Raw genomic sequence first — 25,435 nt, forward strand, 5'->3', positions numbered from 1 at the left:
ATACTCACCCCAAAACACTTACATATAATCGCTGAGTGAGTCAATCATCTACCTACACATCCATATACCCACTGAGCCATCTACTCCGTCAGTCATCCTGTCTGTCAGCGACTTCCCGCTATGGTGGACGGGTGACTTCTGACGCGATCGCTCCTGGTGTCGAAGACCTGGCCGCCGAGGCGTGGCGGCGGGTCCGTTCGATCGGCGACGACCCGGTGACCGAGGCCGAGCTGCACCGGATCATGCACGAGACCGGGCTGACGGGCGGCCCCATGAAGGCGCTGCGCTTCCTGCCGCTGACCGAGTCGCTGCCCATGCGCCGCCTGGCGGGCCGGATGGGCTGCGACAACTCCTACGTCACCTCGCTGGTCGACACCCTTGAGCAGCGCGGACTGGCCGGCCGCGAGTCGCACCCCACCGACCGCCGGGTCAAGGTCATCGTGCTCACCGAGGAGGGCCGCCGGCTGGCCGAGCGGGTGCAACGGGCGTACGCGGCACCCCCGGCCGCGTTCGCCACCCTGACCGAGGCGGAGGTCGGCACCCTCTGCGAGCTGCTGCGCAAGCTGGACACGGCGGAGCGCTGAGGCGGAGCCGTTGGACGCGGCCGAGGGGTGAGGGCGCTCCCCGGCGCCCGCCGCACCGCGCGCCTACGGTCCGCGTATGACTGATCAGTGGTGGGCGGGCCTACGTCAGCGGGTCGGAGCGGCGGGTTCGGGGTCCGGGTTACGGGCTGTTCCCGGTGCGGCGCGGGCGAGGCCGCCGGCGCCGGGAGGGCGACGGGGCCGAGCCGGCCGACCTGTCGGGGCTTGCCGAGCCGTTTCCCGGCCTGCGCGCGGACCCGCGGCCCTCCAGGTCCACACGCCCGTCAGCCCGCCGCGCCCCAGACCTGGAGGGGCGCGGTCGTGGGCAGGCCGGTGCGGGTTCCGGTGCGGGGGCCGGTGGGGTCGTACGAGGTGAGGCGGCCGGTGCCGGGGGCGGCGAACAGGAAACGGGTGCCGGACCAGAGCGACGGCAGGTCGGTCTGGAGGCGGCCGGCCGCGTGGCCCTGGGCGCCGGAGGGGTAGGCGCCGAGGTCCTTGACCGTGCCGGCGCGCAGGTCGCACAGCACCAGGCTGAGCCGGCCGCCGCCGCCCGGGGTGTAGTCGGCGGAGGCGAGGTAGCGGCCGGTGGGGTCGAGTTCGCCGGCGCCGGCCAGCACGCCGCCGTGCGGCAGGGCGCCGACCTTGGGGCGGAAACCGCCGTCGACCACCAGCGGACGTTCGCACGGGCCACCGGAGCAGACCGGGGTGTCGATCAGCAACGTGCCGCCGGCCGCGTCGAACACCGTTGCCGAGCGGGCGAGTTGACGGGTCACGTGCAGCGTCGTGGGGTCGGCGAGCTGGACGTCGGTGACGAGGGCGCCCGCGACCGGCGCGGTCTTCGGGCGCACGGTCTCCACCACCAGGCCCCGCGCGGTGTCGGCGACCGGCCGCATTCCGCAGGGCAGCAGGAACGGCGCCTTCTCCACCGCGCCGGACGCGAGGTCGCGGTGTTCGAGGCGGTAGCGCGGGATCTGGGTGCGGGTGTGCGGGACGACCGGGCAGGCGCCGGCCGGCTCGTTGGGCTCGGTGACCGCCCAGGCGCCGGTGCCGGCCCGGTCGGGGAACCAGTCGCCGGCCGGCGCGACGGCCCGCACGGAACCGGGGTGCGCCGGGTCGAACGCGACGAGCGTGTCGCCCCCGCGTATCCCGGCGACCAGGTGCGCGGACAGCTGACGGATTCCGGCGAGCGGGAAAACGGGGGCGTTCGCGGAACGGGACGGGTCCGCGGAGGCGGGGGCGTTCATGGCGGCGGGGGTCGACGGGGACGGCGATCCGGTGGCGGAAACCGCTGCCGCTCGGCCGGTGGTGAAGGCGGCGTTCAGCACGGCGCCCACGCTCACGCCGGTTCCCCCGCTCCCGCTCCCGGTCGCACTCCCGGTCGCGGACCGCGTTCCCGCGTCCACCGCCTTCAGCGACGTGCCGGTGAGGCTGGCGAGGATGTCGAGGTGGTGGCCCTGGAGGACGACGATGCCGCGCGGGGCGCCGGTGAGGCCGGCCTCGGCGCGGGCGGTCGGAGTGTGGTGGGACGTGCCGCCGCACCCGGCGAGGACTCCGCTCGCCAGCACCGCGGCGACGATACGCCGTCGCAGGTAACGCATGGTGCCCCCAGGTCTGAGATGTGCACCGCCGACCTTAACCCCGACGCTCCCCTTACGGAACATCCACGAACCATTCATGGGTGGTCGGCCGCACACGTCATCCGAAGGCGTGATGGACGTCATCCGAAGGCGTGATGGATGGCGAGCAGCACCCGCCAGGCGTCGTGGGCGAGCCGGTCTGGGGTGCCGGGGACCCGGCCGTGCAGCCAGTCGGTGAGCAGTCCGGTGAACGCGGCGGCGACGGCGGACGCGGCGGCCTCGTGGCGGTTGCCGCCGGGGAGGCGCCGGCGGCGTTCGGCGAGGGAACGGGCCATGACCTCGGCGTGCAGCAGTTCGCCGAGCGGGCCGCCGCCGGTCGGACCGAGCAACCCCCGGTGCAGCGCGGCGCGTTCGTGGATGGAGGTGAACAACTGGACGACCGCGGGCGGCGGTTCGGCACCGAACGGCCCGGTGTGCAGGGCGTCGACGGCGGTACGGACCAGGTCGGCGCAGGCGTCGAGGGCGAGTTCGCGCAGGTTGTCGTAGTGGAGGTAGAAGGTCGCCCGGGCGGTCCCGGCGCCCCGGATCACCTCGGCGACGCCGACCTCCTCCAGCGGGCGCCCGGCACACGCGGTCAGCAGGGCCGCCCGCAACCGCGCCCGGGTCCGCACGGTCCGCGGATCGCCGCTCCGCGATGCGCCGCCGGGGGCAGTCGCCGCACCGCCGGCGACCTCACCGGTCCCGCCGGCAACCGCACCGCCAACCGGACTCGCGCCGCCGGCCACCGCACCGCCAACCACCGCACCGGCCCCGCCAGCAACCTCACCGCCAACCGAACCCGCGCCGCCGGCCACCGCACCGCCAACCACCGAACCCGCCCCGCCGGCAAGCACCGCGCCCTCATCAGGGTTTCCCGTCACCGTTCATCTCCCCTCCCCGGTCGGTCCGGCGCCGGCCCCCGTGCGGACGCCCCCGTGCGGACGCCACCGCGGCGGTGTTCCGGAGCGGCGACCGGCAACTTCCTGGACACCTGTACAGCAACGGGGGGCGGCGGTAACGTCGCAGCGCTCAGCGGCACTCCCGGGCATCCGGAGGACAACGGCCGTGCGGAAAGCGGCAGTTGACTCCGACGTACCGAATCGCCGCGAAACGCGCCCGCTCACCCTACGTCTCCCCCCATCGGACCCCCCACTGGAGTACTCGTGAAGCGCATAGTGCAAGGCGTCGCGACCGCGGCGGCCGCCGCGGCGGTGCTGGTGCTCGGCCAGGCACCGGCTGACGCGGTGAACACCTACACGATCCAGCCGAACTCCCCCAAGCCCGCGGTCTGCAACAACAGCGGGACCGTGCCGGCCGGCACCTGGATCCAGAACAAGATCTGCGGCTACTTCATCGGCACCGCGATGGCCGGCTCGTCGTTCGACGTGTCCTCGACCGCCTCCGACGACTACCACTGGGGCCGCGACCACGGCGACGTCAACCTGTGCGGCTGGATACCGCCGGCCGCGCTCAGCTCGTCGCCCACCGGCACGGCGAGCGACTCGTGCAGCACCGCGACCCAGGACGCGATGAGCCACCGCCGCTCGTTCGGCTACAACTTCAACGGCGCCCCGCACGTGGTCGACGGCGGCACGGCCATCACCGTGGACCCGGCGAACCCGTCGTGCGGCGCGTACTACAACTACTACAGCGCGAGCGACTTCAGCAGCGGTTCGCTGCGCGACTACGCCGGCGTGCCGTCCTCCACCGTCGCCTACCGCTTCACCACGAACGGCGGCACCGCGATGGTCGTCGACGACTCCACCCTCGGCTGGGTCTTCATGAACCTCGGCTGCGTGACCGACTGGCGCTCGGTCGCCTTCAACAACGACAACGACTGATCCGCCCCACCAACGCCGCCGGCTGATCGCACGCCGCGTCAGCCAGCGCCGCGGCCGTCCGGTCCACCCCCACCCCGGGGCCGGACGGCGGCGGCGTCTCGCGTTCACGGTCATCGGGGTCGGCGTGGGCCCCGCGCGTGGGCCGAACGGGTGCATCCTGAGCCGGTCTGCGGGGGTGGGCCGCCGGGATCGCGATCCTGCCCCGGCCGCCGGGTTATCGTCCCGCGTGGAAGCGTTCCCCTGAGGCAGTCCTGCTGCTCCCGCCGGTGTTCTTGGAGGCTCGCAGGTATGCCCCGTTCGTACGGCGGGCCGGCGGACGGCCGACGTGAACTCCCGGCCGGGTTCCGGGTGGCAGCGGGCGCCCTGCTCGCAGCGGCCGCCGCGGTACTGAGCACGCTGATCATCGCCACGCCCGCCGCCGCGGCCGTGCCCAGTTGCCGCGTCGGGGCCTACGTCACCGACCTCTACGCGGTGAATCCGGTCGAGCGCACCGTGAACGCGGAACTGTGGCTGTGGAGCGTATGCCCGCGCAAGGACCTTGCCGCCGTCCAGCGTCTCGAATTCACCAACGCGACGAACACGTCGCTGACCTCGCTGTCCAGCGAGAAGGTGGGCAACGAGTACTGGACGCAGGTCAAAGTGTCCGGGACCTTCCGGCAGAACCTGGACCTGACGAACTTTCCGTTCGACAAACAGGCCATCCGGATCCGGGTCGAGGAAAACGCCCTGGACGACTCGCGGTTCGTCTACCGGGCGGACGTGAAGAACTCCGCGTACAACACCAGAATCGATCCCGCCGACTTCAGGATCACGCGGTTCCGGATCGGTGTCGTGGACGCGGTCTACCGGACGAACTTCGGCGATCCCCGGCTCAAGCAGGAAGGCAGCAGCCGTTACTCCCAGCTGGTGATCGAATTCCAGCTCACCCGGGAGGACATCACCGGTTTCGTCAAGCAGATCCTGCCGGTCTACGTGGCTTTCCTGGTCGGCCTGATCTCGTTCCTGATCTGGTCGAACGACAACGAGGTCGCCATGGTCGCACGGCTCGGGATTCTCGGTACCGCGCTCTTCACGATCATGCTCAACCTGCGGGCGGTCGACGAGACGCTGGGCACCATCCTGAACGTGACGCTGGTCGAAGAGATCCACTTCATCAGCCTGCTCTACGTACTGGTCGGTGTCGCCAACACCACCTACATCATGAAGTTGCTGACCGATCCCCTGGCCCAACCGGCGGCACGGCACTTCAACAACCGCGTGTTCGTCATCGCGACGGGCGTCTACCTCATCGCCAACATCGTCGCCATCTCCCTCACCGTGTCGTTCTGAGTCCGCGCACCGCTCGGCGAGCGTCTTCTGCCCCGACGGGCGGACAGGCGTGTCGGCGAACGGCCGCGTTGACGAACGGGATCAGGGCGCGGCGTGAGGTCGGTACGGAGCCGGATCGGGCGCGGCGTGAGGTCGGTACGGAGCCGGATCGGGCGCGGCGTGAGGTCGGTACGGGTACCGCAGGGCCTCGTAGTGGGCGGGGCAGAGGTAGACGATGCTCTGGTCCTCCGGGCGGATGGCCTCGTTCAGCCCGCCCCAGTGCGTGGCGGGGTCGAGTTCCTCCAGGGCCTTGCGCAGTTCGCGGAAGTGCGCCGGAAGGATCGCCCGCCGGGACAGCGGTTCCGCGTCGCCGGGGCGGCCGTCGGGCCCGGGCCAGCGGTCGGGCAGCGTGTCGAGGAGTTTGTCACCGGTCTCCAGGCCCCGCAGCACCTGCTCGGTGACCTCCTTCGTGGCGCCGAAGAGGCCGGGGGTGACCACCGGGGCGAGGATCCCCAGCCCGGCGATGAGGAACTTGAGGTACGGCAGGAAGTCCCGTACGCCGTGCGGGAGTTGGGAGAAGGTGTAGACGCCTTCGCCGTCCGGCAGCCGGTGCGGGCCGCCGGGCAGGCCGAGGTCGCTGTCACCGCTGTAGGGCCACTCGCACCACAATCGCACCCGGACGCGGCGGCCGCCGTACCAGGAGCGGCGCACGGCCTCGACGTCGAACAGGCTCGGGCAGTGAACGCCCGCCTGTGTGCGGGAGTTCGTGAGCAGCCGCACGGTGTCCAGGACTCGCAGGGTATCGGCCCTGCCTTCGGCGACCGCTTCCTCGACGCGTCGCAGGCTCCGGGTCATCCCGTTGTCGGGCAGGCCGGCCAGCAGGCCGCGGGCGTCGAGCTTCTGCCTGGAAACCTGGCAGCGCACCTGGTGGGTGGCGTCCGGCGCGCGGTCGTGGGCCTCGTACATGAGCTCGTCGAACGAGAAGTGGTGACCGCACGGTTCGCCCCGGCCACGGCAGGTGCAGGAGACCAGGGTGGCGGTGACCAGGCCGGCGTACCGCTGCTGGACGATCTGCTTGAACCCGTCGGCCAGGACGGAGAGGAAGGAGACCGGGAACCGGCCGCGCACCCGGATGGAGACGGTCGGCCGGTCGCTGTCGTCGTCCTCGACCAGGGCCCAGGCCGGGTGCTCGGGGTCCCGGTCGTGCAGCAGCACGCCGCGGCTCCAGTGCAGGCCCGTGGTGTAGCGGTGCATGCGGGCGATGAACCAGCTGGGGATGCCGGCCTGCCGCGAGCGCAGCCGGAACGCGTAACCGACCTCCACCGACTCCGGCGGCTCACCGGCGCGCGCCCACTCCTTCTCCACGTCGTCCGGGCGGGCGTCGGCCAGCCGCTCGACGATCAGCGCGACATCGCCGCTGCTGTCCGGATCGCCGACCCGGTAGGCGAGGTCGAAGCGCTCCATCATCCGCGGCAGCAGGTCGATCAGGTCCGGTTCCCGCTCCCCCCACAGCCGCTTGGCCTCGTCGCGACCGAGCAGGCCGCGGCCGCGCGCGACCGGTTCGCTGTCCAGGACGGCGGTGATCCGGCCGTCCAGCCACGTCGGCTTCAGCACGACCGTGGACGCGAGTTCCCGGTCGTCCCGGAAGTGCACGACGTCCCCCAGGTCGTGCAGCGCCCTCATCACCGTCTCCTGAGCGTCCGGCCGCGTCACACCGGCGGCGGCCAGGACCTCGTTCGCCTCGCCGATGCCGACGCGGACACCGGGCAACGCCCGCACCGCGTCCGCCGACCGGGCCCACGCCCGGGGCCACTCCGCCCCCATGAGCGGCAGCGCCGCCGCGTGCGTGCGGATCGCCTCCCGCAGCGCGTCGATGCCCCGGCCCGTCCGGGAGTCCACCTCGTGGATCCCGACGACGCCCGGGTAGGTGGTCCGCAGGTCCTCCGGCAGCGTCGCCGCGGACGCGTCGTCGGCGTGGGTGGCCACCACCAGCACGGGTGCGTGGGGCGCGCGCGCCGTGATCGAGTCGAGCCACGCCAGCAGCTTCCCGTCCCGCCACCGGGCCCGCGCGTTCCACACGAGGACGAAGAGCGAGCGTTCCGTCAGGTAGAAGCGCTGGGTGGCGCGGTACTCCAGTTGACCGCCGAAGTCCCAGGCGCTCAGCCGCATCACCACCCCGGGACGGTCCGGGTGCTCCAACTCGACGTCCTCGACGTGCACGCCGTGGGTCTGCGGTTCCGCCCGGTCGTACTCACCGTCCGTCAACCGCTTGAACAACGAGGTCTTCCCGACCGTCGCCTCCCCCACGATCAACAGCTTCGACCGCCACAGCCGTTCGCTCCCGGAGGCGGCCCGCTCCCGGAGGTAGGCCGTCACCGCACGGGCCCCCTGAGTGCGCACCTCCGGAGGAAGGCCGACCCATGGATTCCCCGCCAGCGCCAGTAAGTCGAGGCGGGCGAGCTGGCCCAGGGAGTCGGGCAGGTCGGTCAACTCGTTCCCCGACAGGCCCAGGCTGGTGAGGTTGGTCAGGTCGCCGAGGAAATCGGGCAACACGGTCAGCCCGTTCATGGACAGGTCCAGCCTGGTGAGGTTCGTCAGACTGCCGAGCGCATCGGGCAGAGACGTCAGACCCATGTGGGACAGGCGCAGTTCGCCGGTACGACGGCCCTCCTGGACGGCTGCCGCGACAGCCTCGTCGACGTCCTCCATGTCCCCCCACTCCGTGAAGGCCGGTCGTCGCAGCACCGCTGTGTGCGACGGCTGCCCGCCCCAGGCGTGGCAGCACACTGCATAACGCTGGGGAGTGCTCATCGTTTCGGGCCACCGCCCAGCACCGGTGCGATCAAGCCGCCTCCCTCCTCGGCGCCTTCAGCTGACCGGATACCGCCTCGCCGGTGGGCGTTCCGCGTGGGTAACTACTCGTACGCGCGGCGTCGCACGCACCGCACGCACCGCACACGTCTCACGCGGCGGTCGCACCGCACGCGTCTGCGCCTCGTCCTCCGGCCGATCCGGGTCCCAGGAGCAAGGGCAACGAGGCGGTCCACCATGAAGGAGTCGCTTGTGCACGGCAGAGCGTTGACGTCCGGGAAGCTGATCGGCCCGGCGGTGGGTGCCATGACCGCGGTCCTGGTCCTCGGGGTGAGCGGGGTGTCGGACGCCGCGCCGGCGCCGGGGCAGGTCAGGGCGGGAGCGGCGGGCGGTGCGGACGTGGCGGTGGGCGCGACGGTGACGAGTGCCTTGGGGCTCGGAACGGTCACCGTCACCAACACGGCGACGGACAACGGCCCGGCGGCAGCGACCGGCGTGGTGCTGACGACGCAGATACCCACGACCGCCGACAGTGTGGCCGGCCTGCCGTCGGGCTGTTCGTACAGCGCCGCGGCCCACACGGTGACGTGCGCGCTCGGCGGCGTCGGGACCGGCCAAGCGGTGAGCCGCGCCTTCACCGTGCACTTCGGCACCGGTGCCGTGGGCCTGCACTTCCCGGTGACCACCACCCGCACCGCCTCCTCCCCCGCCGACCCGAACGCGGCGAACGACACGGCGACGGTGTACTGCTACGCGGTGACGGGTCTGCTCATCGTCTGCTGATCATCCGCTGACCGTCTGCTGGCACCTCACCGTCCGCCGACCACCTCACCATCCTGGGATCACCCCCGACCACCACTCATCTCCGGCGATCGGCGATGATCACCGGCCCGGCCCGACCGCCCGTCGCGAGCCGGTCCGGGCCGGGGCCGGTGTCGACGGCCACGAACACGCCACCATCGTGAGCATGAACGGCCCCCGCCGAGCCCCACCGCATACGCCGCCCGCACCGGTCGGATGGGGCGGTCCTCCGCCGAGGCCGGTAAAACACTTCCGTGCTTACCGCCGGACATGCATCCTGAGGCTGCTGCAGGAGGCCGGCAGACCTTCAACCCTCCCGGGGGCGGGATGTCCCGAAATACTGGTTACGCAAGATACTACGAACGCCTCAACCGCTTGCTTCCGAAGTGGCGCAACGCATGCTCCCTCGAATTGGATCTGACCGATTTCGGCGGCATGTCAACGCTGACCCTGCACCTGCCACAGCAGGCCATACCCGCGAATGTAGGGAGGGAAATCCCTATCGTTCGATTATCTCGCTGCTGGACGTCCGGCCGAGAGTTGACGATCCTCGGATCGCCGCATGCGTGGTCTCTCGACATGCACAACCCGCAGGTCGACTCGGGCAATCAGATCCTGAGCATCATCCACGATGACACGGGTTCCACCATCCGCCTGCGAAGTACGGACTCCTCCAGCACGGATACGCTGGGATCCATGACCCGCGTATCGTTCGCATCGCTCAACCTTCAGTTTCCCCTCCCGGAACGTGCCCCGGTCAATCGGTCTGTGATCGGCCTGCGCATCGAGTGGCTGATTTCTGCACCGGCCGTCCGCCTGGAAATCAGAAGAAAGTCAGGGTCGGTCACCTGCTTCACCAAGGGAAATTACGCGCTCGCCTTCCCAGCCCGGTCCTCGGCGGGTCTGACGAGCACGACAATCATGTACCCTCCCGCTGCGCGCCACGACTTGCTCTACGGCTTCATCGAAGACCCGTCCCGCCCCTTGCTCAGGTCCGCATCGAGTGTCGTACTCGGCGGCCTGACGTTCCTCGCCGCTTGGCTGATGCTGACGCTACTTCAGGCCAAAAGTCATTCGTCGGGCGACCTGGCCAACTACTGGTCCATCCTGTTTGCACTCATCGTGCCCTTCTTTTCCGCAGGCGCCGAACTCACCGTTTTCGATCGGCATACCCTTTATGCCAGGCGTCGCGACATCGGATTCACACTCCTCGCTTCCGTCATGGGAACAAGCACAATAGGAGTACTGTATTTTCTGCTCTGCATTCTTCTGGATCCGCATCGCATCAGCATTCCCTGGGAGAATGCCGGCTACTATTTTCTGATCATGGGTCTGACCTTCCTCTTGCTCGGCCTCTTTGTCGTCTCCTCCTATCGGAGCGGCTTGGTCGTTCCTTATGTTTGCGATAATCACTTCTGCGCGCGACGCCTCTATTTTCGCTATCGACTCCGGGACTGTTATCCCACAGGACGGGTCGTCTGCCGCCGTTGTTACAAATCGACCTGTGTCAACTGCTCCACCAACTACTGGCTGCGCGGCGAGAGCGCGTACGAGTCGCCTGGGATGCGGACCGAGGATCCGCCAACGAATATCTGCCAACCGATACGCAGAGAGCGGTGAGAAGGTGCAGGGTGTCAAGTCTGTCTAAATTTGCCGTTCACGACGATCTCCTCATAAGACTTGACGATCGTGTTCAGGAGCCGGGCGAGGACACCGTGTGGCTGAGCGATCTAGCGGTCGACCAGCGGGCCGAACGCGTGCTCGTGGCCGGGTGTGGCGCCGGCCTCCTCCCGCTTCGACTTGCTCGTGGGGGAGCTTCCGTAACAGCCGTCGATATGAACCCGCATGCAGTAACGTGCTGTTTGCACAATGCCTACGCCAACGGGGTCCATGACCGAATCAACGGGATAGTGGCCGACATGCGCGAACTCGACGGGAGGGGCGAATACGACTTGGTCGTCTGCAATCCGCCGCAACTACCCGCGTCGGCCGACCCGCGACCTGCCGATTGGGTGGCCCTTGCAAATGACGGCGGGCGCGACGGGCGGAGCCTCATAGACTGGCTGTGCGAGGACGGGACTCGACTGGTCTCGGCGGGCGGCGCCCTGATGTTCACCCACTTCACCTTTCTGGACGTCGAGCGAACGGTCGCGGCGCTCCGGGCACAAGGGATGCGGGTGACCGTGTCCGAGCCGTTGCACAAGCCCCTCGGCCGGTTATCGGGCGAAAGACTTCCCCGGCTGACAGAATGGCGCGAGGGTGACCATTATTCGGTCGTCATCATCACAGCAAGAAAGCTAGGAATTTGACTCTGCTCGAGAACGTCATGCGCAAGGTCGACAGCGGTCTTGCCGAGGTGCTGGGCGATATCGGCAAGGAAATGAGGCGACGCGTCCGAGAGTACGACGGGCTGGGCTCCTTGCGTGTCCGCGACGACGGCGACACGACACACAGTTTCGACGTCTTCTCCGAGAGCGCCATTCTCACGTATCTGAAGTCCACGGGCCTGGGATTCCGCTTCAACAGCGAGGAATCCGCCCCCGTTGACATCGGGCACGATCAGGACTTCACCATCATCGTCGATCCGCTGGACGGGTCGAGCATGCTGGCCCGTGGATACCCGTTGGCCAGCGTGGCTGTGACCATTCTGCGCAGCGAGGACAACTCCCCCGTCCTGTCCAGGATTCTGGAGGTCTTCACCAACGTGCAGTATGCCGCCTCGGACGGTGAAGCGACCAGGAACGGAAAGCCTGTGGTTCCGTCCGGGACGACCGCCCTCTCCGACGCGTTCCTGGTCACTTATTCGGCCACCGAAAGCCGTATGGCCTCCGCGGCATTCCGCCGAATCTGCCGGACCCCGCCTCGGCTCACTCTGAACTACGGTGGCCCTCTCGACCTGGCCAAAGTCGGCTCCGGGCAGTGCGACCTGGCCCTGGAACTCCATAAAGGCTTTCCCCCGCGCGACTATATTCCGGGGCTGCACTTCGCCCGGACCGCCGGAGCAGTGGCCGCCCAGCCCGATGGATCGCCCGTCCCGTACCTCACCGGCCCGGACGATCGCATGCGATTCATCGTTGCCGGTAACAGGGCCTTACTGAACGCCGCGTTGAATGCCTACGCCGGTGACGCGCCGGGCCATCGGGTGTCCGGCCCCTGACCTGTTCGTACTGACCTGGCCCGGGCGAACGAGCGGTACGTGTCGACCTACGCGCCCGGTTTGGTTGCCCGGCCGCCCCGGCACATGCCATGACGCAGCGGCGCAGGATGCGACAGATATAAAGGGCCGTCAGAATATGCGGGTTGTGTGGCCTGTGTCACTCTTCCAAAACTTGTCGCGGACATGGCTGATGATCATGTAGAGTCGTTCGAGTCGTTTCCTGGGGGGAAATGCATTGCCAATATGCGTGGGATTTTTATGTGTGCTGCGGAGGCGGTGCATCCCCCCATGACTGAAGGGGGGAATTATGCTCGCTAAAAGAGTGAGTTTCATCGCGGGTATCGTGGCTCTCGGAAGCCTCGGGTGCTCGGTGCCCAGCTATGCCGCTGAGACCGGTCTGGTCAAACCGCACGGCTGTGTTTCTGACAGTGGGATTACCATCAGCTCCACCACGTCCTACTTCATGAGCGGTTCGGCGGCGTGGAAGGCCGGCCCCGGCGGGACCATTTCCGAGACGGTCACCTCGGCGAAGACCATCAGTGGCACGTTCAGCGTCAGTGTCGGCGACAAGGCGGACGTCAGCCTCGGTGTCCTGACCGATGAGGCCAAGATCGACATCAGTGCCTCGGTCACCGGCAGCACGACGGTCACCACCGGCCACACCTACTCGCACAACATCACCAGCAACAAGTACGGGAACCTTCAGTATGGTTCCTACGGCTACAAGTTCAGCTGGAAGAAGTGGGTGACGAGCGGGAGCTGCACCACCACGACCCAGGCGTCCGGGACCGCGATCCTTCCCACCACCACCACGGGCTGGAAGTACTGGGAGACCAGTAGCTGACAGCTGCCAATCCGCAAAAAACACAGACGGGGCTCCGCGGTAATATGCGGGGTCCCGTCGTCAATGGACCGGAGATTCATGAAAACCACGGGGATGAAAACCGCGGCGCTCATTGCCATTGTCGCCGCGCTTACAGCGGGATGCGGAACTTCTTCATCACCGCATCCGAGCCCGACGCATGCGACACCTACGCCCAGTTCCACGCTTCCCGCTCCAACGAAGAGTGAACTGCTGACACAGGTCGTCACCGGGGAGGGAAAGCCCGTTATTTCCCACGGTGAGAGGGGGGCCGGATGGAACAGCCCCAAACTTGATCTCAAGCCGGGAAAGTATATTGTCAAGATTGCCTGCTATGGCGCGGGGAAGATCGGCGGAAAGCTCTCCTATCACAATTCCTGGTCCTCCACCTGCCAGGCCGGAAATGTCTCCGTGAACAGCGAACAGGATGTCGCTAGTACCACCCCGCTCACCATCTCGATCGCAGTGGACCCGACGGTTACGTGGGCCATCGCAGTTTTCCAATAGGTTCACGGGCGTCGAAGTGGTCAGGGCTTCGGCGTAGTCGCGTGACGTCCGGTTCGTGGCGAACTGCCGGCTCAGTGGCGCTCTCGTAACGTGACAGGCACGGCTTCCAAGATCATGGAGTTCTCTACGCCCCGTGATCCGAGTGGAAGACCGTGCCTGCCGACGCATCATCTCTGATCCCGCCTGCCCTTGACCAACTGCGCGAGAATCCGCAGGCCGGACCCGAGGAGGTCCCGGGCCTGCTGGAGAGGCTGGCCGAGGTGCCGGACCCGCGTGACCCACGCGGGGTGCGAGATCTTTCCGCACCGGCATGTCTTCGTGGTCAGCTACGGCGCGCGCTACCTGGGGAGCCGGCAGCCGAGGATTTCGCACGAGCACAAGGAACTCAGGCTCGTCCCGTACGAGGAGATCCCCGGCCTCAGGATGCCGGACGCCTACAAGCGGACCATCAACTCCTGGCGACAGATGCGCCCTCAGAACTGAACAGGTCCGGGGTACGACACGTCAGCAAAGCGTCCCCGACGCGGCGGCCGCGAAACGGATCGCCTCGCTGTAAAACGCGGGCATGTTCAGCGTCTGCAACTCGGCACAGGGGAACTTGGCGAACCTCGCGGCACCGCCTTCGCCCCGTGATTCGAACTCACCTGATGCGGCGCGCAGTTCACAGAGATAAGAGAGCACCAGCACCCCGTCCTCCTCGTCCGGCGAGCCAGGGATGGTGTGCCGATAGGCGTGGACAGGCATCACGGGGCGGACACTCATGCCCAATTCCTCGAAGAGTTCCCGTTCGACGGTCTCCAGCGGCTGCTCGCCCGGATCCAGTTTTCCGCCGGGCAACTCCCATTCACCCCGCTCGTTCCTCCTGAGCCAGACCTTGTCCTCCTCAATAACGACACCTTTGACTGAAATGGGAAGCCGCATGGTCGTCCAGGTCATGGGCCGAGAGCATAACGGGCCGCGCCGTGAGCGGATCAGAGCGGACGGTGAACGGCGTGGCGAGACCCGGGCCTCGCGAGGACGACGCCGGCACCGCCTCACCCCGTGCACAGTGCCACCCCATGCACAGCACAACCTCACACCTCTCCCAGCTCCCCCGCTGCCACCGCGTCCACGAACGCTGTCCAGCCTTCCGTGGGGAACGCCAGTACCGGGCCCGTCGGGTTCTTGCTGTCGCGGACTGCCACCACGCCCGTCAGTGCGAACTCCGGGGCCCACTCGACGCAGTCGCCGCCATCGCCATTGCTGTGCGAGGACTTCCGCCACGTCACGTCGGACAGGTTCAGGGTGTTCATCTCGGCCTCCGTCAGCGCGTCCAGCTGGCCCGTACGTCCTGAGCCGTGCCTACCCGGCGCGCGACCGGCGCAGACCACCGCATGAACGACGAAGCCTCCGCACCGGCCGCAACCGGCCATGCGGAGGCTCGCGTCGACCGCGACGACCGGCTGCGCGGCCGCGCTCAGACGGCGCCGAACTCCCCCGCGGCCACGGCACCGACGAACGCGGTCCAGCCGTCCGCCGAGAACGCCAGCGCCGGGCCCGAGGGGTTCTTGCTGTCACGGACCGGAACGACACCCGACGCGGCGAACTCCGGCGTCCATTCGACGCAGTCGCCTCCGTCCGCGTTGGAGTACGAGGACTTACGCCACGTCGCGTGGGACAGGTCCGGGGTGTTCATCTCGGCAAGGCCTCCATCACGTCTTGAATAAGAGCACCCGTCTCACACGGGCTCAGGGCGTACGCCCTCAGACGATCGTAGGCCCGGCGGCGGGTGGTGACGCTCTCCTTGTCCTCAAACAGAGTCCCTGAGCCAATGCTCTCCTCGTAGGCGACGGCTGTTCCGTCATCGAGGGTGAGCAGGTTCAACGTGCCACCCATCAGGGCATGCCCGCCGTGATTGAACGGCATGACCTGCACGAGGCTGTTGGGCGCGTCCACCAGCTCCAGCAATGAGGCCAGTTGCGCCCGCATGACGTCGGGCCCACCAATCGGCCGTCGCAGCACCGCCTCGTCCAGGATCATGCCCAGGAACGGCTGCGGGTCGCGCTCGAAGATGTCCTTCCGTCCCTCCCGAACGTCTACCTTGTGCTCGATCTCGTCCGGCTTCGCGGAGGGGTTGCCAATGCGGAACAACTCTCGCGCGTAACCCTCCGTCTGCACCAGCCCCGGCACGATGTGCCCCGCCAGGACCTCGATGGCGACCGCCCGGCGCTCCAACTCCATCCGTCGCCGGTACCGGTCCGGATGGATCTCGTTCTTCGCGAGCGCGTAGAGCTTCTCGAACAGCCCCTCGGTGTGGAACGTTGCGTCCAGTTTCGAGGGAAGATCCGGCGCCATCATCGCGTCGGCCGTCTCCACCCGGGACAGCACGCTCTTGCTGAACCCGACGATGCCGCCCAGCCGTTCGAGGCTCATGCACTCCTGTTCCCGATATCGCCGCATCTCCGCCCCGAACAGGTCCCGCGCCGAGCGGTCGGGCCGCAACTCCCTGGATCGTGCTGGCATATGCCCCTTGCCTCCCGTTCTCGAAGTCGCAACATGTCTCGCTGGAGATAGCTGAGGCCGAGCGCGACTCTGTCGATACACACAGTGAACCAGTTGCAGTAAATCGACGCAGGGAAACGCCATGGCATTCACCCGATCCACAACCCCGCCTCCTCCCCCCGCCCCGGCCAGCACCGCGTCCGTTCCGCCGAGCTCCGCGTCAACCTCCGTGCCGGAAACGGTTGTTGGGGAGGAAGCGCCGTTGATCGCGTCGCTGCGGCTCCAGCAGAAGGTTCCGTACATCGCGGCGTGGAGCGCGGAGGAGATCGGGTCGCCGCGGGTGGTCCGGCGGGGGTCGGGGATCGGGTACGCGAACGAACGGCCTCGGGACCGGGACGCGTTCGGCGTGCTGTGGCGGCGGGTGACGAACCGTCCGGGGCGCGGGCGGCCGGAGTACGGCCAGGTCCACTTCCTGCGGCAGCGGCGGGCGATGGGCGGACTGCGCTGCCAGGTGTGCGGCGGGTCGACCGCGCGGGAGGTCACGCGGGACGGCGTGCTGTTCCTGCTGGGCCGCGACGAGTACGAGCACGCGCCGTGGCCGGCGCCGATCCACACCACGCACCCGCCGCTGTGCCTGCCGTGCGCGGGGACGTCGACCCAGGTCTGCCCGCACCTGCGCGACCACTACGTGGCGCTGCGCGCGCGGGCGCCGAGGCTGTACGGGGTCAACGGCATCTCGTACCTGCCCGGGCGCCAGGGGCCGAAGCGGTTCGGCGCGGAGACCTTGTCGTTCGAGGACCCGCGGGTGCGGTGGATGGAGGCCGCACAGCTGGTCGTGCGGCTGGAGACGTACACGCTCGTCGACCTCGAAGCCGAACTCGCCCGCACGCCGCAGTCGCCGGCGCTCTCCGCCTGACCCGCATCCGACCGGGGAGTGATCACCATGCACCTGCTCGTCAGCCGCCTGAAGTTCGCCGCGACGGCCACCGCGCCGCGCTGCGCACGCATGTTCGTCAACCACACGCTTCGCTGCTGGTTACTGTCCGACCTCGTGGACGACGCGGAACTCATCGTCTCGGAACTCGTCACCAACGCCGTCAAGGCCACCGGCACCCTCGAACCCCACCCCGCCTACGCCGACCTCGACGACCTGGCGATCCTCGGCGTTCAGGTGCGCCTGATGGACCGGTCGCTGTTCGTCGAGGTGTGGGACTGCGACAGCGAGAAGGCGGTGGAGCCGCCGCCGACCGACAACGCCACCGACGAGGGCGGCCGCGGGCTGACCATCGTCGACGCCCTGAGCAAGCGGTACGGCGTGGCCCGCCCCGCCACCGGCGGCAAGATCGTCTGGGCCGAACTGGAAGCCGTCCACGACGCGGCGACGGTCCGCCGCATGACGCCGGCCTCCCCACCGAGGGGAATGCGCCAGGTACCGCTGTCGCCCACGAGGTGCGCGCGGCAGTACGCGCAGGCGGACGTGGGGTTGGCGAACCGGTTGGGGGAGGTGGCGGTCTGAACGGAACGCCTCCGGAGGAAGCGCCTCCGGCGGAAGCGCCTCCGGCGGTGGGGGCTTCTGGGGGAGGCGGCTTCGGCGGCGGGAGGCGTCTTCGGCGGAAACGCCTCCGGCGGTGGGGGCTTCTGGGGGAGGCGACTTCGGGGGCGGGAGGCGTCTTCGGCGGAAACGCCTCCGGCGGTGGGGGCTTCTGGGGGAGGCGGCTTCGGCGGCGGGAGGCGTCTTCGGCGGAAACGCCTCCGGCGGTGGGGGCTTCTGGGGGAGGCGGCTTCGGCGGCGGGAGGCGTCTTCGGCGGAAGCGCCTCCGGCGGTGGGGGCTTCTGGGGGAGGCGTCCTCGGCGGGGCGTGCCTCCGGCGGCGGGAGGCGACGCACGCAGCGGGCGACCTCGGCGGAGGCGGCTACGGGGAGGCGTCCTCAGCGGAGAACAGGACCTCCGGGGGGAGCGTCTTCAGCGGCGGGAGGCGACGCATGCGGCGGGCGCGCTCGGCGGAGGCGTCCTCAGCACCCGGAGGCGACGCACGCAGCGGGCGACCTCAGCGGAGGCGGCTACGGGGAGGCGACCTCAGCGGAGAGCAGGGCCTCCGGGGGGAGCGTCCTCAGCGCCGGGAGGCGACGCATGCGGTGGGTGCGCTCGGCGGAGGCGTCCTCAGCGCCCGGAGGCGACGCACCCGGCGGGCATCCTCGGCAGGGGCGTCTTCAGCGCCCGGAGGCGGCGCACCCGGCGGCGGAGCACTCCGGCGGCGGCGACGAACGCGTGCCGCCGGTCGGGGAGTTGCTGCTCGGTCGGTCGGTGACCTCATCCTCCGGCACCGAACCCGCCCACTCCGCCGGGCCGTTGCGAAGTCCGCCGGACCGGACCGCGATCAGCACGCCGAACACACCGGCGGGCCCCCCGTACCGGCGAGCGGTCCGCGCCAACGTTTCCGCGTGCACTGATCTGACGCTGCGTCATGTTCAGTCGTCCGGGAGAGCGCGGGGCGTGTGCGTGATTGCGTCAAGTTTCGCGCCGGAGTTGGCGAGTTGGGCAAGCCCGGGGCGGATTCACTGAGCCGGGTGCCGCGTCGGCCGCCGAGCCGTGACGCGGGTCGTCGGTACGGCGGAACCCGCCGCCGCATCGTCGCCCGCCGGCGCCCCACAGGCGGCCGGCCCCCGCACCGCTGCCGCTGCCGCCACCGGCCCCCGGCCGGGACAGCGGTGCGATGAGCGCCAACGCCGCGGTCCCGCGCCGGAGTCGTCGGCGGGACGGGCGGCCGGGTGCGACCCCGGGCACGCCTCAGGGTGCGACCCCGGGCCCGACCGCAGGTCACAGGCGGCAGCTGATCTCCATGCCGTCCTCGACGGGGAACGTCACGCTCTGGTAGCCGTTCGCCGGATCGCGTACGTAGTCCAGGTAGGGCCGCAGGCCGTCCAGCTCGACGTCGTCGGCGACGACGAGCGTGCCGGGTGCCAGGCGCGGCTCCAGCAGGCGCAGCACCGGCAGGCACAGGTCCTTCCAGCCGTCGAGCAGGACGAAGTCCGCGCCGGCGTCGAGATCGGCGAGGGTCTCGCGCGCGTCCCCTTCGAGCACGGTGACCACGTCGTCCAGGCCGGTCTCGGCGAAGGCGCGGCGAGCGGCGGCGGCCTTGTCCGCGTTCAGTTCCGTGCTGACGACCCGCCCGGTGCCGTTGTCCCGCACGGCGGCGGCCAGGTGCAGCGTGGAGATGCCGAACGACGTGCCGAACTCGACGACGGTGGCCGGGCGTACGGCCCGGACCAGGCTGTAGAGCAACTGGCCGCCCGCGGCGGAGATCGGCATGTAGATCCGCGCGGCGGCGTCGGCCTGCTCCTGCGGTGACATCGCCGCGAAGCCGCCGGGGCGGTCCGCGATGCCGGCCGCGGCGAAGTCGTCGTCGGCGGCCGCCGCGAACATCCGGCTGAGGGTGGTCCCGACCCGCGGGTCGGTGAGCGTGTTGGTGAAGGTCATGCCACCTAGGCTAGACACACCGTTGCGTCTTGTCTAGGCGTTCCCGGCTATCCTGGGACCGGGGAGGCGACACCGGACCGAAGGGAGGCGACATGGGATCGACCGGAACGGCCGCCGAGCGGAGCACGGACGCGGAGAACGGGCCGCGCCATCACGGCAACCGGCACGGACGCAGCGAACAGGCCAGGCTGGCGGTGCTGGAGGCGGCCGACGGCCTGCTCGTCGAGAAGGGCTTCGCGGCCGTCACGATGGAGGGCATCGCGACGCGGGCCGGGGTCGCCAAGCAGACCGTCTACCGCTGGTGGAGCACCAAGACCGAGGTCCTCCTCGACGCCTTCCTGACCGACGCGGCCGAGGAGCTGACACCGCCGGACCACGGCGACCTCGACCGCGACCTGCGCGACCACCTGCGTCGACTCGCCGACTTCCTGGGCGGTTCGGACCCCGGAGCGGTACTGAAGGCGCTGATCGCCCAGGCGCAGCACGACCCGGTGTTCGCCGGGCACTTCCGCGCCCGGTACCTCGACGAACAGCGCCGCCGCGACCGCCTGCCGCTCGAACGCGCCGTCGCCCGCGGCCAGTTGCCCGCCGACCTCGACATCGCCACCGAGACCGACCAGCTCGTCGGACCGCTCTACTACCGCGTCCTGGTCACGGACGGACCCATCGGCCGCGACTTCACCGACGCCATCGTCAACGCGTTCGTCCGACGCCAACGCTGACCGGGGACGGCGGCCGCTTCGCGGGTCACCGTCGGCCGGCGCCCCCACCACCTCATCGGTCAGTACGCCGGGTACGCCCAGCCACCCGGGTAGTACGGCTCCCGTTCGCCGCGGAACGCGAGTGCGCACCGGCGCAGGGTGCCCGGCCGCAGTTCCTCGGCCAGTCCGGCGCGGCCCAGCGTCGCCGGCGAGGTGCCGCCGAGGTAGGCGGCCCCCAACTCGGCGGCGGACAACCGGAGATCAGCCGCCGCCGAGGTGCGGTGGCAGGACGCCCCGGTGCCGTCGGCCGACAGCCGGAAGCGCCCGGCGTTCCACGGGCAGAACGGGTCCGCCACCTCCAGCACGACGTCCAGCGGCACCGCGTACCGGCGGGCGGCCAGCGCCCGTTCCACGTCGACCAGTCGCACCCACAGCCGGTCCTCCGCGACGGTGTGCGCGGCGCGCGGATCGGTCAGCAGGTGCGGCAACGCCTCGTCGAGCGCGCCCTCGTAGGACACGACCGGGTACAGGTCGACGCCGATCAGGAACTCCCACAGGGCGGCGTACGCCTCGCGGGTCGTGGTGGCCAGCTCCACGACGCGGACGACCGCGTCCTCGCCCTCCTGCGCGTACCGGTAGAGCGCGTAGCCGGTCGGGGTGCCGGCACCGTCGCGGTGGACCGCGTACCGCAGCGCGCTCGCGCCGGCCCGGGAGCCGGGGTCGTCGCCCAGCCGGGCGTCCCAGAACCGGGCGGCGCGATCCGGCCAGCCGGGCAGTTCCGGCATGGCGGCGGCGTAGACCCGCTCCAGCAGCGGACGCGCCTCCCGCTCCGCCAGCAACCGCACCCGGCCGTCGCCGGTCCCGGCACCGGGCCGCAGCCGGGCCGTCCGGGTGTCGAGCCGGATGATCGCACCGCGCGAGGCGAGCCCGTACCCGAAGCGGCCGTAGATCGCCGCCTCGGAGGGGCGCAGCGCGGCGACCGGCTCGGCGCCGGACTCGTACACGTCGGTCAACTGGCGCCGCATCAGCGCGGTCAGGACGCCCCGCCGCCGGTGCGTGGGGGCGACTCCGACGCTCGTGACCCCGGCGACCGGCGCGACCGCCCCGGGCACCGCCATGAGCCGGCTGTGCGCCGTCGTCCCGCCCACCGGTTCGTCGCCGTCGAACGCCCCGAGCGCGCGGTCCAGTTCGGTGGCGGCACGTTCCCGGGCGACGTCCGCCTCGTCCCGGTCGACGCCGTAACTGCCGCCGACGGTACGAACCCACGCCGCGAACTCGTGCTCCCGCAACGGCCGTACCTCGTATCGTTCCTCGCTCATGCCGCCTGCCTATCCCACGGCTCGCTCGGCGGGCGAGTGGTTTTCCTCCGGTTCATTCGGTTCTTCTGGTCCCGCCGGTTGCGCCGGTTGCTCCGGCTGTCCGGTTGCTCCGGTTCCGCCGAAGCGGGGGACCGAGTCCTCCGGGACGGACCTACTACCACCTTGGGTCATGAGTGGCCTGTAGCAACCTTCAGGACTCTGCTGACAGAGAGAACCTTGTCGGAGTAAGCATCGACATAGGCGGTGACGTCTTGGTCAGGCGTTTCCAGCGCGACGAGCCATTGGACGATCCATCGCCCTTTCGATTGTTTGGCCAGGAGGGTGGCGCCCTGCAGGTGCGCCTGCGCACCGCCGGGAGAATGCGATCGGGCAGCGAGGATCGCATTCTGCCGAGTTACATGGGTGGGCGGCAGAGGCGGATCAGCGATCTTGCGCATAATAAATGCGCTGAGACGGCCCGTCCGTTCGATCTGGATGTCCAAGCGCATGGGCATCAAGACGTCCTCACGGTGACGCCGCCAACTGACTATCCATCCACGCTCGGCGTGTTGACCCACTGGGGACGTCGTAACGACCGAGTCCGTCAGCGCCCAGGGGGCGTGTACCTGCGCGTAGGAAATTGCGATGCGACGAGCTTCAGAAGAGGTGCTGGCATGCTGAGGCCGGCCCGGTACTGGATACCCCTGACCGTTGAGGGGATCGAGACTTGCCGTCGCTTGCTGAGCGCCGGGCCACGTTATCTCAATACTGCCACCGGCAAAAAGAGCCGTGACTGTTCCTGTCCCGTCGGGCCCGTGCGCAAAATCGACGGCCCGGAGATGGTAGTGCCCGTCAAAGGCTTGACGGAGGACCCGATCGGCCACCTGGGTCTGCTGGCTGCTCGCAGTTGAGATGTCTTGGGTCCGGTCCATCGCGTTGGGTTTGATCCACATAAGGGCGATCACGCCGATGAGCACGTAGGATCCGCCCACCACCCAGTTGGTCTTCGAGCGCACCGAAGACGTTCTACGGCTCTTCCGCCACAGTTGCAGCAGAGCCGCGCCGAGCAATGCACCTACAACGACTCCAATACCGTTCATCTCAAGGTCGCTGGTGTCGCAGGCTCTCCCCAGAGCCGGAAACAGTCCCTGAGCTGTCTCGATACCGAAGGAAAGCAGCACCATGCTACAGACGGGCAGGAGAAAACGACCCGTAGCAATTACTCCAACGAACCCCAAGGGCACGAACATCGCCAAGTTCAGAAGACCTTGTTCACCGAGAAATGGCTCAGCGAGATCTCTGTTGATGACGCACGTACTCGGTCCGGCCGTACCTCCGGTGGACCATGAAGTGAGGAGAATAACGGCCGCCACGCCAGCCGCCCAAATCGGGGCGGCAATGTTAGCACCTCCCCTTGATCGCGCTATTTTATAGGTAGCAAAACCTACAACCAGGCTGATCAGCACACCGAATATGACGAACGTTTCATGGCCGCGAAAAACTGCTGTGAGCACAGATTGACTTTCTGGAAACGATTGACTCAACGACGGTGGGCCGCGCGAAATTCAGCTCCGCGCGGCCACCCAAGGACAGATGTCAGCAGGAGTCCGCCGGCGGGGTCGTGAAAAGGCTTCCTGTGCTTTGGTTCAGCAAACCTTCGTGCGTGCTGCAGTTGGCCGAAAAAGAGAAGTCCTCCTGGTAGATTTCACCAGAGGTGGTCATGGTCTCGTACGAGGCATAGTGATTGGTACCACCGGACTCGTACCCGAGTCTCGCACTGATTGAACTGCCGCCGGTCTTGTCGTACTCAACGTGGGCCGCAGTCTCGCCATTGTTGATGAGAAGAATTCCGTTGGACAACGTCGTACAACGATCGAACGCAGTTATTTCGCCATCACCAGGGCAGCTGAGTATTCCACTCGGCTTCATGGCCCCTGACGTCGCTGCATCCGCTTGAGCGGGAACAGCAATGACCGGAATGATTGCCGCCGCAAAAAGAGCCACGCCATTGCGTACAGTGGAGCGCATTATTCCTCCTATTTGAGTCGATCCTCGCGATTCAACCACAAAATCTCCCCGAAGGCGGAACAGAGTCTCTCCGATTCAAGAGATCGCCGCAACCACATATTTCGTGACCCAGCTCACGCAAAAAGGTCCAACTTCCCTTTTTATTTACGTCAACCGCATTTTTTAGCCGATTGGCTAAAGCTGCCTTTTTTGGCGAGCGAAAGACCCTCAAGGCGGCCGAGCGAAGGCGTGGCTTCCCCCAAGACAGCTTTGCCGACCTCGGGGTGGGGTGCACGGTGTCCGCTCTCCATACCGGGCGGTCGTCCGGGGCCGGACCGGTGGTTTCGGTGCTCTGGCGGGCACGGCATGTGCTGGTGGAGGTTTCGAGAGTTCCGACGGATTGACGCCGGGGGGACTGGCCCGGTGCCGTCGGCTCCCCCGTGAGTGCCGCAGGTTTTAGCCAGGGGTGGGCGATCCTGAGTTGGGTGTGGACGGCGACAATCAGCCAGGTCCCGCGGTCAGAGGCTTCCAGTTCCCGCAGCCGGGTCCGGGTTCGTATCTGCGAACAGCCGCAAGCTGTATTCCGGCGTATGCCAGGGTCGTCCACGTCTGTGCCGTTGGCGCCGGTCTCCGAGGACCACAGCCAGACCGCGGGCGGCGCTCAGGGCCGGAGCGAAGCCGGCCACCCTGCGGCAGGCACCGGCTGGCCCTTCGCCGCCCCGGTTCCCGGACGGGCAACCGGGACCTGCTCGACCCGGGTGGGCGGGGTGCACGGACAGGCAGCGCGTGCAGGCGGGGCGACCGCCGGCGGGACCGATGCGTTGACCGGCGGCGCCCCGACCCCTCCTACAGGCCGCCGAGCAACTCGCGCAGCGCCTGCGTGTACGCCTCCAGCGCCTTGCGGCCGTGGGCGGTCATGGTCACCGTGGTCTTCTGCGTGGACCCGTTCCTGGTCTTCTCGCTCCGGAGGTAATCGGCCTCTTCGAGCTTGCGCAGTTGGATGATCAGGTTGCCGGGGGTCAGGCCGAGCATGTCCTGGAGGCGGGTGAAGGACAGTCCGTCACCGTCGGGCAGCGCTGCCAGCGTCGCGACGATCCTCAGCCGGGTGGGCACGTGGATCAGCGGGTCGAGCCCGTCAGCGGTCACGGCCGCACCACACTGCGGCGCTGCCCCCGGACGATGACGGCCGCGCTGGCGAGGAGCACCGCGCACAGGCCCACCCCGGCGACCGCCCACACCCCGGCCGGTCCGGCGAACGCGCCCACCGCGCCGACCACGGCGACGGCGAGCCCGGTGCCGCACGCGCGCCGGTTCGCCCGCGCCGCCATGATGCCCGCCCACGCCAGGCCGGCGGCGATCAGCGGCGCCGTGACCGGGTAGAGCCCGTACACGATCGCCTGGCTCACGCCGGCGGCGGCCATCACGCCCATGATCGCGAAGACGCCGACCCAGATCCCCGCCACGACGGCGCTCTCGGCCGGGCGCAGCCGGGACTTCCCGGACACCCCGGTGGTCGCGCGCCGGGCGACCGCGAGGGTCGCGACCAGGTTGAGGACCCCGAAGGCGATCACGACCGGGATGACCCCCGCAGTCGGGTGCTGGTAGGGGTGCTGCCCGCGCACCGACAGCCAGACCGCGCCGAAGACGACCAGCACCAGGATCGCCCTGATCACCAGCAGCCACGGCTGGGCGGGTTGGAGGCGGCGCCGCGTCTGCTGCGTCGTGCTGTCCAGCAGGGCGGCGGCCTGCCGGGGATCGAAATCGCCACCGTCGCTGTCGTCGGTGGTGGCGTCGGACATGGGGTTCACGGGTCTCTCCCTCGATCGACTCTACGCCATAAAGTAACGCTGGTTCATGGCGTAGAGCAAGGGCTGGAACGGGAGGACTTTATGGCGCAGAGTCGGGGGTGGGGTGGGTGTTGAGCGGAGGTGGGTGTCGGCCGGGGGGCCGTTGAACGGGGGCGTTGGGCGGGGGCGTTGGGCGGGGG

Annotated in this window: 26 protein-coding genes; 13 read left to right on the plus strand and 13 right to left on the minus strand. The window is 68.9% G+C overall.

The annotated features are described in order from the left end of the window. Positions 1–131: 131 nt before the first annotated feature. Entirely contained in the window at positions 132–584 is a 453-nt protein-coding gene (locus POF43_RS29580) for a MarR family winged helix-turn-helix transcriptional regulator (RefSeq protein WP_271322358.1), read from the plus strand. Between the two features lie 281 nt (positions 585–865). On the opposite strand, the gene POF43_RS29585 is transcribed toward POF43_RS29580, so the two are convergent. Beyond that, positions 866–2,179: a hypothetical protein gene (locus POF43_RS29585; protein WP_271322359.1), complete on the minus strand. Its 1,314-nt coding sequence runs from the start codon at positions 2,177–2,179 to the stop codon at positions 866–868. A 119-nt stretch (positions 2,180–2,298) separates the two neighbouring features. Then, positions 2,299–2,829: a TetR/AcrR family transcriptional regulator gene (locus tag POF43_RS29590; RefSeq protein WP_271316369.1), complete on the minus strand. Its 531-nt coding sequence runs from the start codon at positions 2,827–2,829 to the stop codon at positions 2,299–2,301. A 531-nt stretch (positions 2,830–3,360) separates the two neighbouring features. On the opposite strand from POF43_RS29590, the gene POF43_RS29595 reads away from it, so the two are divergent. After that, positions 3,361–4,038, plus strand: coding sequence for a hypothetical protein (locus POF43_RS29595; RefSeq protein WP_271322360.1), 678 nt, complete (start codon positions 3,361–3,363; stop codon positions 4,036–4,038). A 288-nt stretch (positions 4,039–4,326) separates the two neighbouring features. Continuing rightward, a complete protein-coding gene (locus tag POF43_RS29600; protein ID WP_271322361.1) occupies positions 4,327–5,367 on the plus strand; it encodes a ligand-gated ion channel in 1,041 nt (346 codons plus the stop codon). Between the two features lie 81 nt (positions 5,368–5,448). Here POF43_RS29600 and POF43_RS29605 read toward each other — a convergent pair whose 3' ends face one another. After that, positions 5,449–8,157 (minus strand): COR domain-containing protein, encoded by a 2,709-nt coding sequence (locus tag POF43_RS29605; protein ID WP_282704855.1) that lies wholly within the window; start codon positions 8,155–8,157, stop codon positions 5,449–5,451. A 237-nt stretch (positions 8,158–8,394) separates the two neighbouring features. On the opposite strand from POF43_RS29605, the gene POF43_RS29610 reads away from it, so the two are divergent. From POF43_RS29610 to POF43_RS29640, 7 genes are all read left to right on the plus strand, one after another. Next, positions 8,395–8,940: a hypothetical protein gene (locus tag POF43_RS29610; protein ID WP_271322363.1), complete on the plus strand. Its 546-nt coding sequence runs from the start codon at positions 8,395–8,397 to the stop codon at positions 8,938–8,940. Positions 8,941–9,369: 429 nt separating this feature from the next. Next, positions 9,370–10,578, plus strand: coding sequence for a hypothetical protein (locus tag POF43_RS29615; RefSeq protein WP_271322364.1), 1,209 nt, complete (start codon positions 9,370–9,372; stop codon positions 10,576–10,578). A gap of 95 nt (positions 10,579–10,673) precedes the next feature. Then, the gene (locus tag POF43_RS29620) at positions 10,674–11,267 is read left to right on the plus strand and encodes a methyltransferase (RefSeq protein ID WP_271322377.1); all 594 of its coding nucleotides are present in this window, start codon (positions 10,674–10,676) and stop codon (positions 11,265–11,267) included. After that, on the plus strand, positions 11,264–12,115 hold the full coding sequence (locus POF43_RS29625) for an inositol monophosphatase family protein (RefSeq protein ID WP_271322365.1): 852 nt from the start codon (positions 11,264–11,266) through the stop codon (positions 12,113–12,115). The genes POF43_RS29620 and POF43_RS29625 overlap by 4 nt, the downstream gene beginning before the upstream one ends. 463 nt (positions 12,116–12,578) lie before the next feature. Then, a complete protein-coding gene (locus POF43_RS29630) occupies positions 12,579–12,959 on the plus strand; it encodes a hypothetical protein (protein ID WP_271322366.1) in 381 nt (126 codons plus the stop codon). Between the two features lie 78 nt (positions 12,960–13,037). Continuing rightward, positions 13,038–13,484: a hypothetical protein gene (locus POF43_RS29635; protein WP_271322367.1), complete on the plus strand. Its 447-nt coding sequence runs from the start codon at positions 13,038–13,040 to the stop codon at positions 13,482–13,484. A gap of 273 nt (positions 13,485–13,757) precedes the next feature. After that, positions 13,758–13,967, plus strand: coding sequence for an NUDIX hydrolase (locus POF43_RS29640; RefSeq protein ID WP_271322368.1), 210 nt, complete (start codon positions 13,758–13,760; stop codon positions 13,965–13,967). 21 nt (positions 13,968–13,988) lie between these two features. Here the strand turns inward: POF43_RS29640 and POF43_RS29645 are convergent, their stop codons facing one another. The 4 genes from POF43_RS29645 to POF43_RS29660 form a co-directional block, all read right to left on the minus strand. Then, entirely contained in the window at positions 13,989–14,420 is a 432-nt protein-coding gene (locus tag POF43_RS29645; RefSeq protein WP_271322369.1) for an NUDIX domain-containing protein, read from the minus strand. A 137-nt stretch (positions 14,421–14,557) separates the two neighbouring features. After that, positions 14,558–14,776 (minus strand): DUF397 domain-containing protein, encoded by a 219-nt coding sequence (locus tag POF43_RS29650; protein WP_271322370.1) that lies wholly within the window; start codon positions 14,774–14,776, stop codon positions 14,558–14,560. Positions 14,777–14,940: 164 nt separating this feature from the next. Further along, positions 14,941–15,159, minus strand: coding sequence for a DUF397 domain-containing protein (locus POF43_RS29655; RefSeq protein WP_271322371.1), 219 nt, complete (start codon positions 15,157–15,159; stop codon positions 14,941–14,943). After that, positions 15,156–15,896, minus strand: coding sequence for a DUF5753 domain-containing protein (locus POF43_RS29660; protein ID WP_372516153.1), 741 nt, complete (start codon positions 15,894–15,896; stop codon positions 15,156–15,158). The genes POF43_RS29655 and POF43_RS29660 overlap by 4 nt, the downstream gene beginning before the upstream one ends. Positions 15,897–16,227: 331 nt before the next feature. On the opposite strand from POF43_RS29660, the gene POF43_RS29665 reads away from it, so the two are divergent. Both POF43_RS29665 and POF43_RS29670 read left to right on the plus strand, forming a co-directional pair. Beyond that, a complete protein-coding gene (locus POF43_RS29665; RefSeq protein WP_271322373.1) occupies positions 16,228–16,881 on the plus strand; it encodes a hypothetical protein in 654 nt (217 codons plus the stop codon). A 27-nt stretch (positions 16,882–16,908) separates the two neighbouring features. Next, positions 16,909–17,481, plus strand: coding sequence for an ATP-binding protein (locus POF43_RS29670; RefSeq protein WP_271322378.1), 573 nt, complete (start codon positions 16,909–16,911; stop codon positions 17,479–17,481). Between the two features lie 1,301 nt (positions 17,482–18,782). Here the strand turns inward: POF43_RS29670 and POF43_RS29675 are convergent. Further along, positions 18,783–19,442 (minus strand): O-methyltransferase, encoded by a 660-nt coding sequence (locus tag POF43_RS29675; RefSeq protein ID WP_271316781.1) that lies wholly within the window; start codon positions 19,440–19,442, stop codon positions 18,783–18,785. Between the two features lie 92 nt (positions 19,443–19,534). On the opposite strand from POF43_RS29675, the gene POF43_RS29680 reads away from it, so the two are divergent. Then, on the plus strand, positions 19,535–20,164 hold the full coding sequence (locus POF43_RS29680; protein ID WP_271322374.1) for a TetR/AcrR family transcriptional regulator: 630 nt from the start codon (positions 19,535–19,537) through the stop codon (positions 20,162–20,164). Between the two features lie 59 nt (positions 20,165–20,223). Here the strand turns inward: POF43_RS29680 and POF43_RS29685 are convergent, their stop codons facing one another. The 5 genes from POF43_RS29685 to POF43_RS29705 all read right to left on the minus strand — a co-directional run bounded on the left by POF43_RS29685 (position 20,224) and on the right by POF43_RS29705 (position 25,256). Beyond that, positions 20,224–21,462, minus strand: coding sequence for a GNAT family N-acetyltransferase (locus tag POF43_RS29685; RefSeq protein WP_271322375.1), 1,239 nt, complete (start codon positions 21,460–21,462; stop codon positions 20,224–20,226). A 167-nt stretch (positions 21,463–21,629) separates the two neighbouring features. Continuing rightward, the gene (locus tag POF43_RS29690; protein WP_271322376.1) at positions 21,630–22,955 is read right to left on the minus strand and encodes a VanZ family protein; all 1,326 of its coding nucleotides are present in this window, start codon (positions 22,953–22,955) and stop codon (positions 21,630–21,632) included. 82 nt (positions 22,956–23,037) lie between these two features. Further along, positions 23,038–23,469: a hypothetical protein gene (locus POF43_RS29695; RefSeq protein ID WP_271316777.1), complete on the minus strand. Its 432-nt coding sequence runs from the start codon at positions 23,467–23,469 to the stop codon at positions 23,038–23,040. Between the two features lie 825 nt (positions 23,470–24,294). Next, the gene (locus POF43_RS29700) at positions 24,295–24,594 is read right to left on the minus strand and encodes a transcriptional regulator (RefSeq protein ID WP_271318781.1); all 300 of its coding nucleotides are present in this window, start codon (positions 24,592–24,594) and stop codon (positions 24,295–24,297) included. Further along, on the minus strand, positions 24,591–25,256 hold the full coding sequence (locus POF43_RS29705; RefSeq protein WP_271318782.1) for a hypothetical protein: 666 nt from the start codon (positions 25,254–25,256) through the stop codon (positions 24,591–24,593). The genes POF43_RS29700 and POF43_RS29705 overlap by 4 nt, the downstream gene beginning before the upstream one ends. Positions 25,257–25,435: the final 179 nt, after the last annotated feature.

The sequence above is a fragment of the Streptantibioticus silvisoli genome, from assembly GCF_027947535.2.
Taxonomy (GTDB): Bacteria; Actinomycetota; Actinomycetes; order Streptomycetales; family Streptomycetaceae; genus Streptantibioticus_C; species Streptantibioticus_C silvisoli.

Coding starts and splice junctions, on each gene's coding strand:
- POF43_RS29585 (WP_271322359.1), bottom strand. CDS start 2,179: ATGCGTTACCTGCGACGGCGTATCGTCGCCGCGGTGCTGGCGAGCGGA.
- POF43_RS29600 (WP_271322361.1), top strand. CDS start 4,327: ATGCCCCGTTCGTACGGCGGGCCGGCGGACGGCCGACGTGAACTCCCG.
- POF43_RS29605 (WP_282704855.1), bottom strand. CDS start 8,157: ATGAGCACTCCCCAGCGTTATGCAGTGTGCTGCCACGCCTGGGGCGGG.
- POF43_RS29610 (WP_271322363.1), top strand. CDS start 8,395: ATGAAGGAGTCGCTTGTGCACGGCAGAGCGTTGACGTCCGGGAAGCTG.
- POF43_RS29630 (WP_271322366.1), top strand. CDS start 12,579: ATGAGCGGTTCGGCGGCGTGGAAGGCCGGCCCCGGCGGGACCATTTCC.
- POF43_RS29635 (WP_271322367.1), top strand. CDS start 13,038: ATGAAAACCACGGGGATGAAAACCGCGGCGCTCATTGCCATTGTCGCC.
- POF43_RS29645 (WP_271322369.1), bottom strand. CDS start 14,420: ATGACCTGGACGACCATGCGGCTTCCCATTTCAGTCAAAGGTGTCGTT.
- POF43_RS29650 (WP_271322370.1), bottom strand. CDS start 14,776: ATGAACACCCTGAACCTGTCCGACGTGACGTGGCGGAAGTCCTCGCAC.
- POF43_RS29655 (WP_271322371.1), bottom strand. CDS start 15,159: ATGAACACCCCGGACCTGTCCCACGCGACGTGGCGTAAGTCCTCGTAC.
- POF43_RS29660 (WP_372516153.1), bottom strand. CDS start 15,896: ATGAGCCTCGAACGGCTGGGCGGCATCGTCGGGTTCAGCAAGAGCGTG.
- POF43_RS29670 (WP_271322378.1), top strand. CDS start 16,909: ATGCACCTGCTCGTCAGCCGCCTGAAGTTCGCCGCGACGGCCACCGCG.
- POF43_RS29675 (WP_271316781.1), bottom strand. CDS start 19,442: ATGACCTTCACCAACACGCTCACCGACCCGCGGGTCGGGACCACCCTC.
- POF43_RS29680 (WP_271322374.1), top strand. CDS start 19,535: ATGGGATCGACCGGAACGGCCGCCGAGCGGAGCACGGACGCGGAGAAC.
- POF43_RS29685 (WP_271322375.1), bottom strand. CDS start 21,462: ATGAGCGAGGAACGATACGAGGTACGGCCGTTGCGGGAGCACGAGTTC.
- POF43_RS29695 (WP_271316777.1), bottom strand. CDS start 23,469: ATGCGCTCCACTGTACGCAATGGCGTGGCTCTTTTTGCGGCGGCAATC.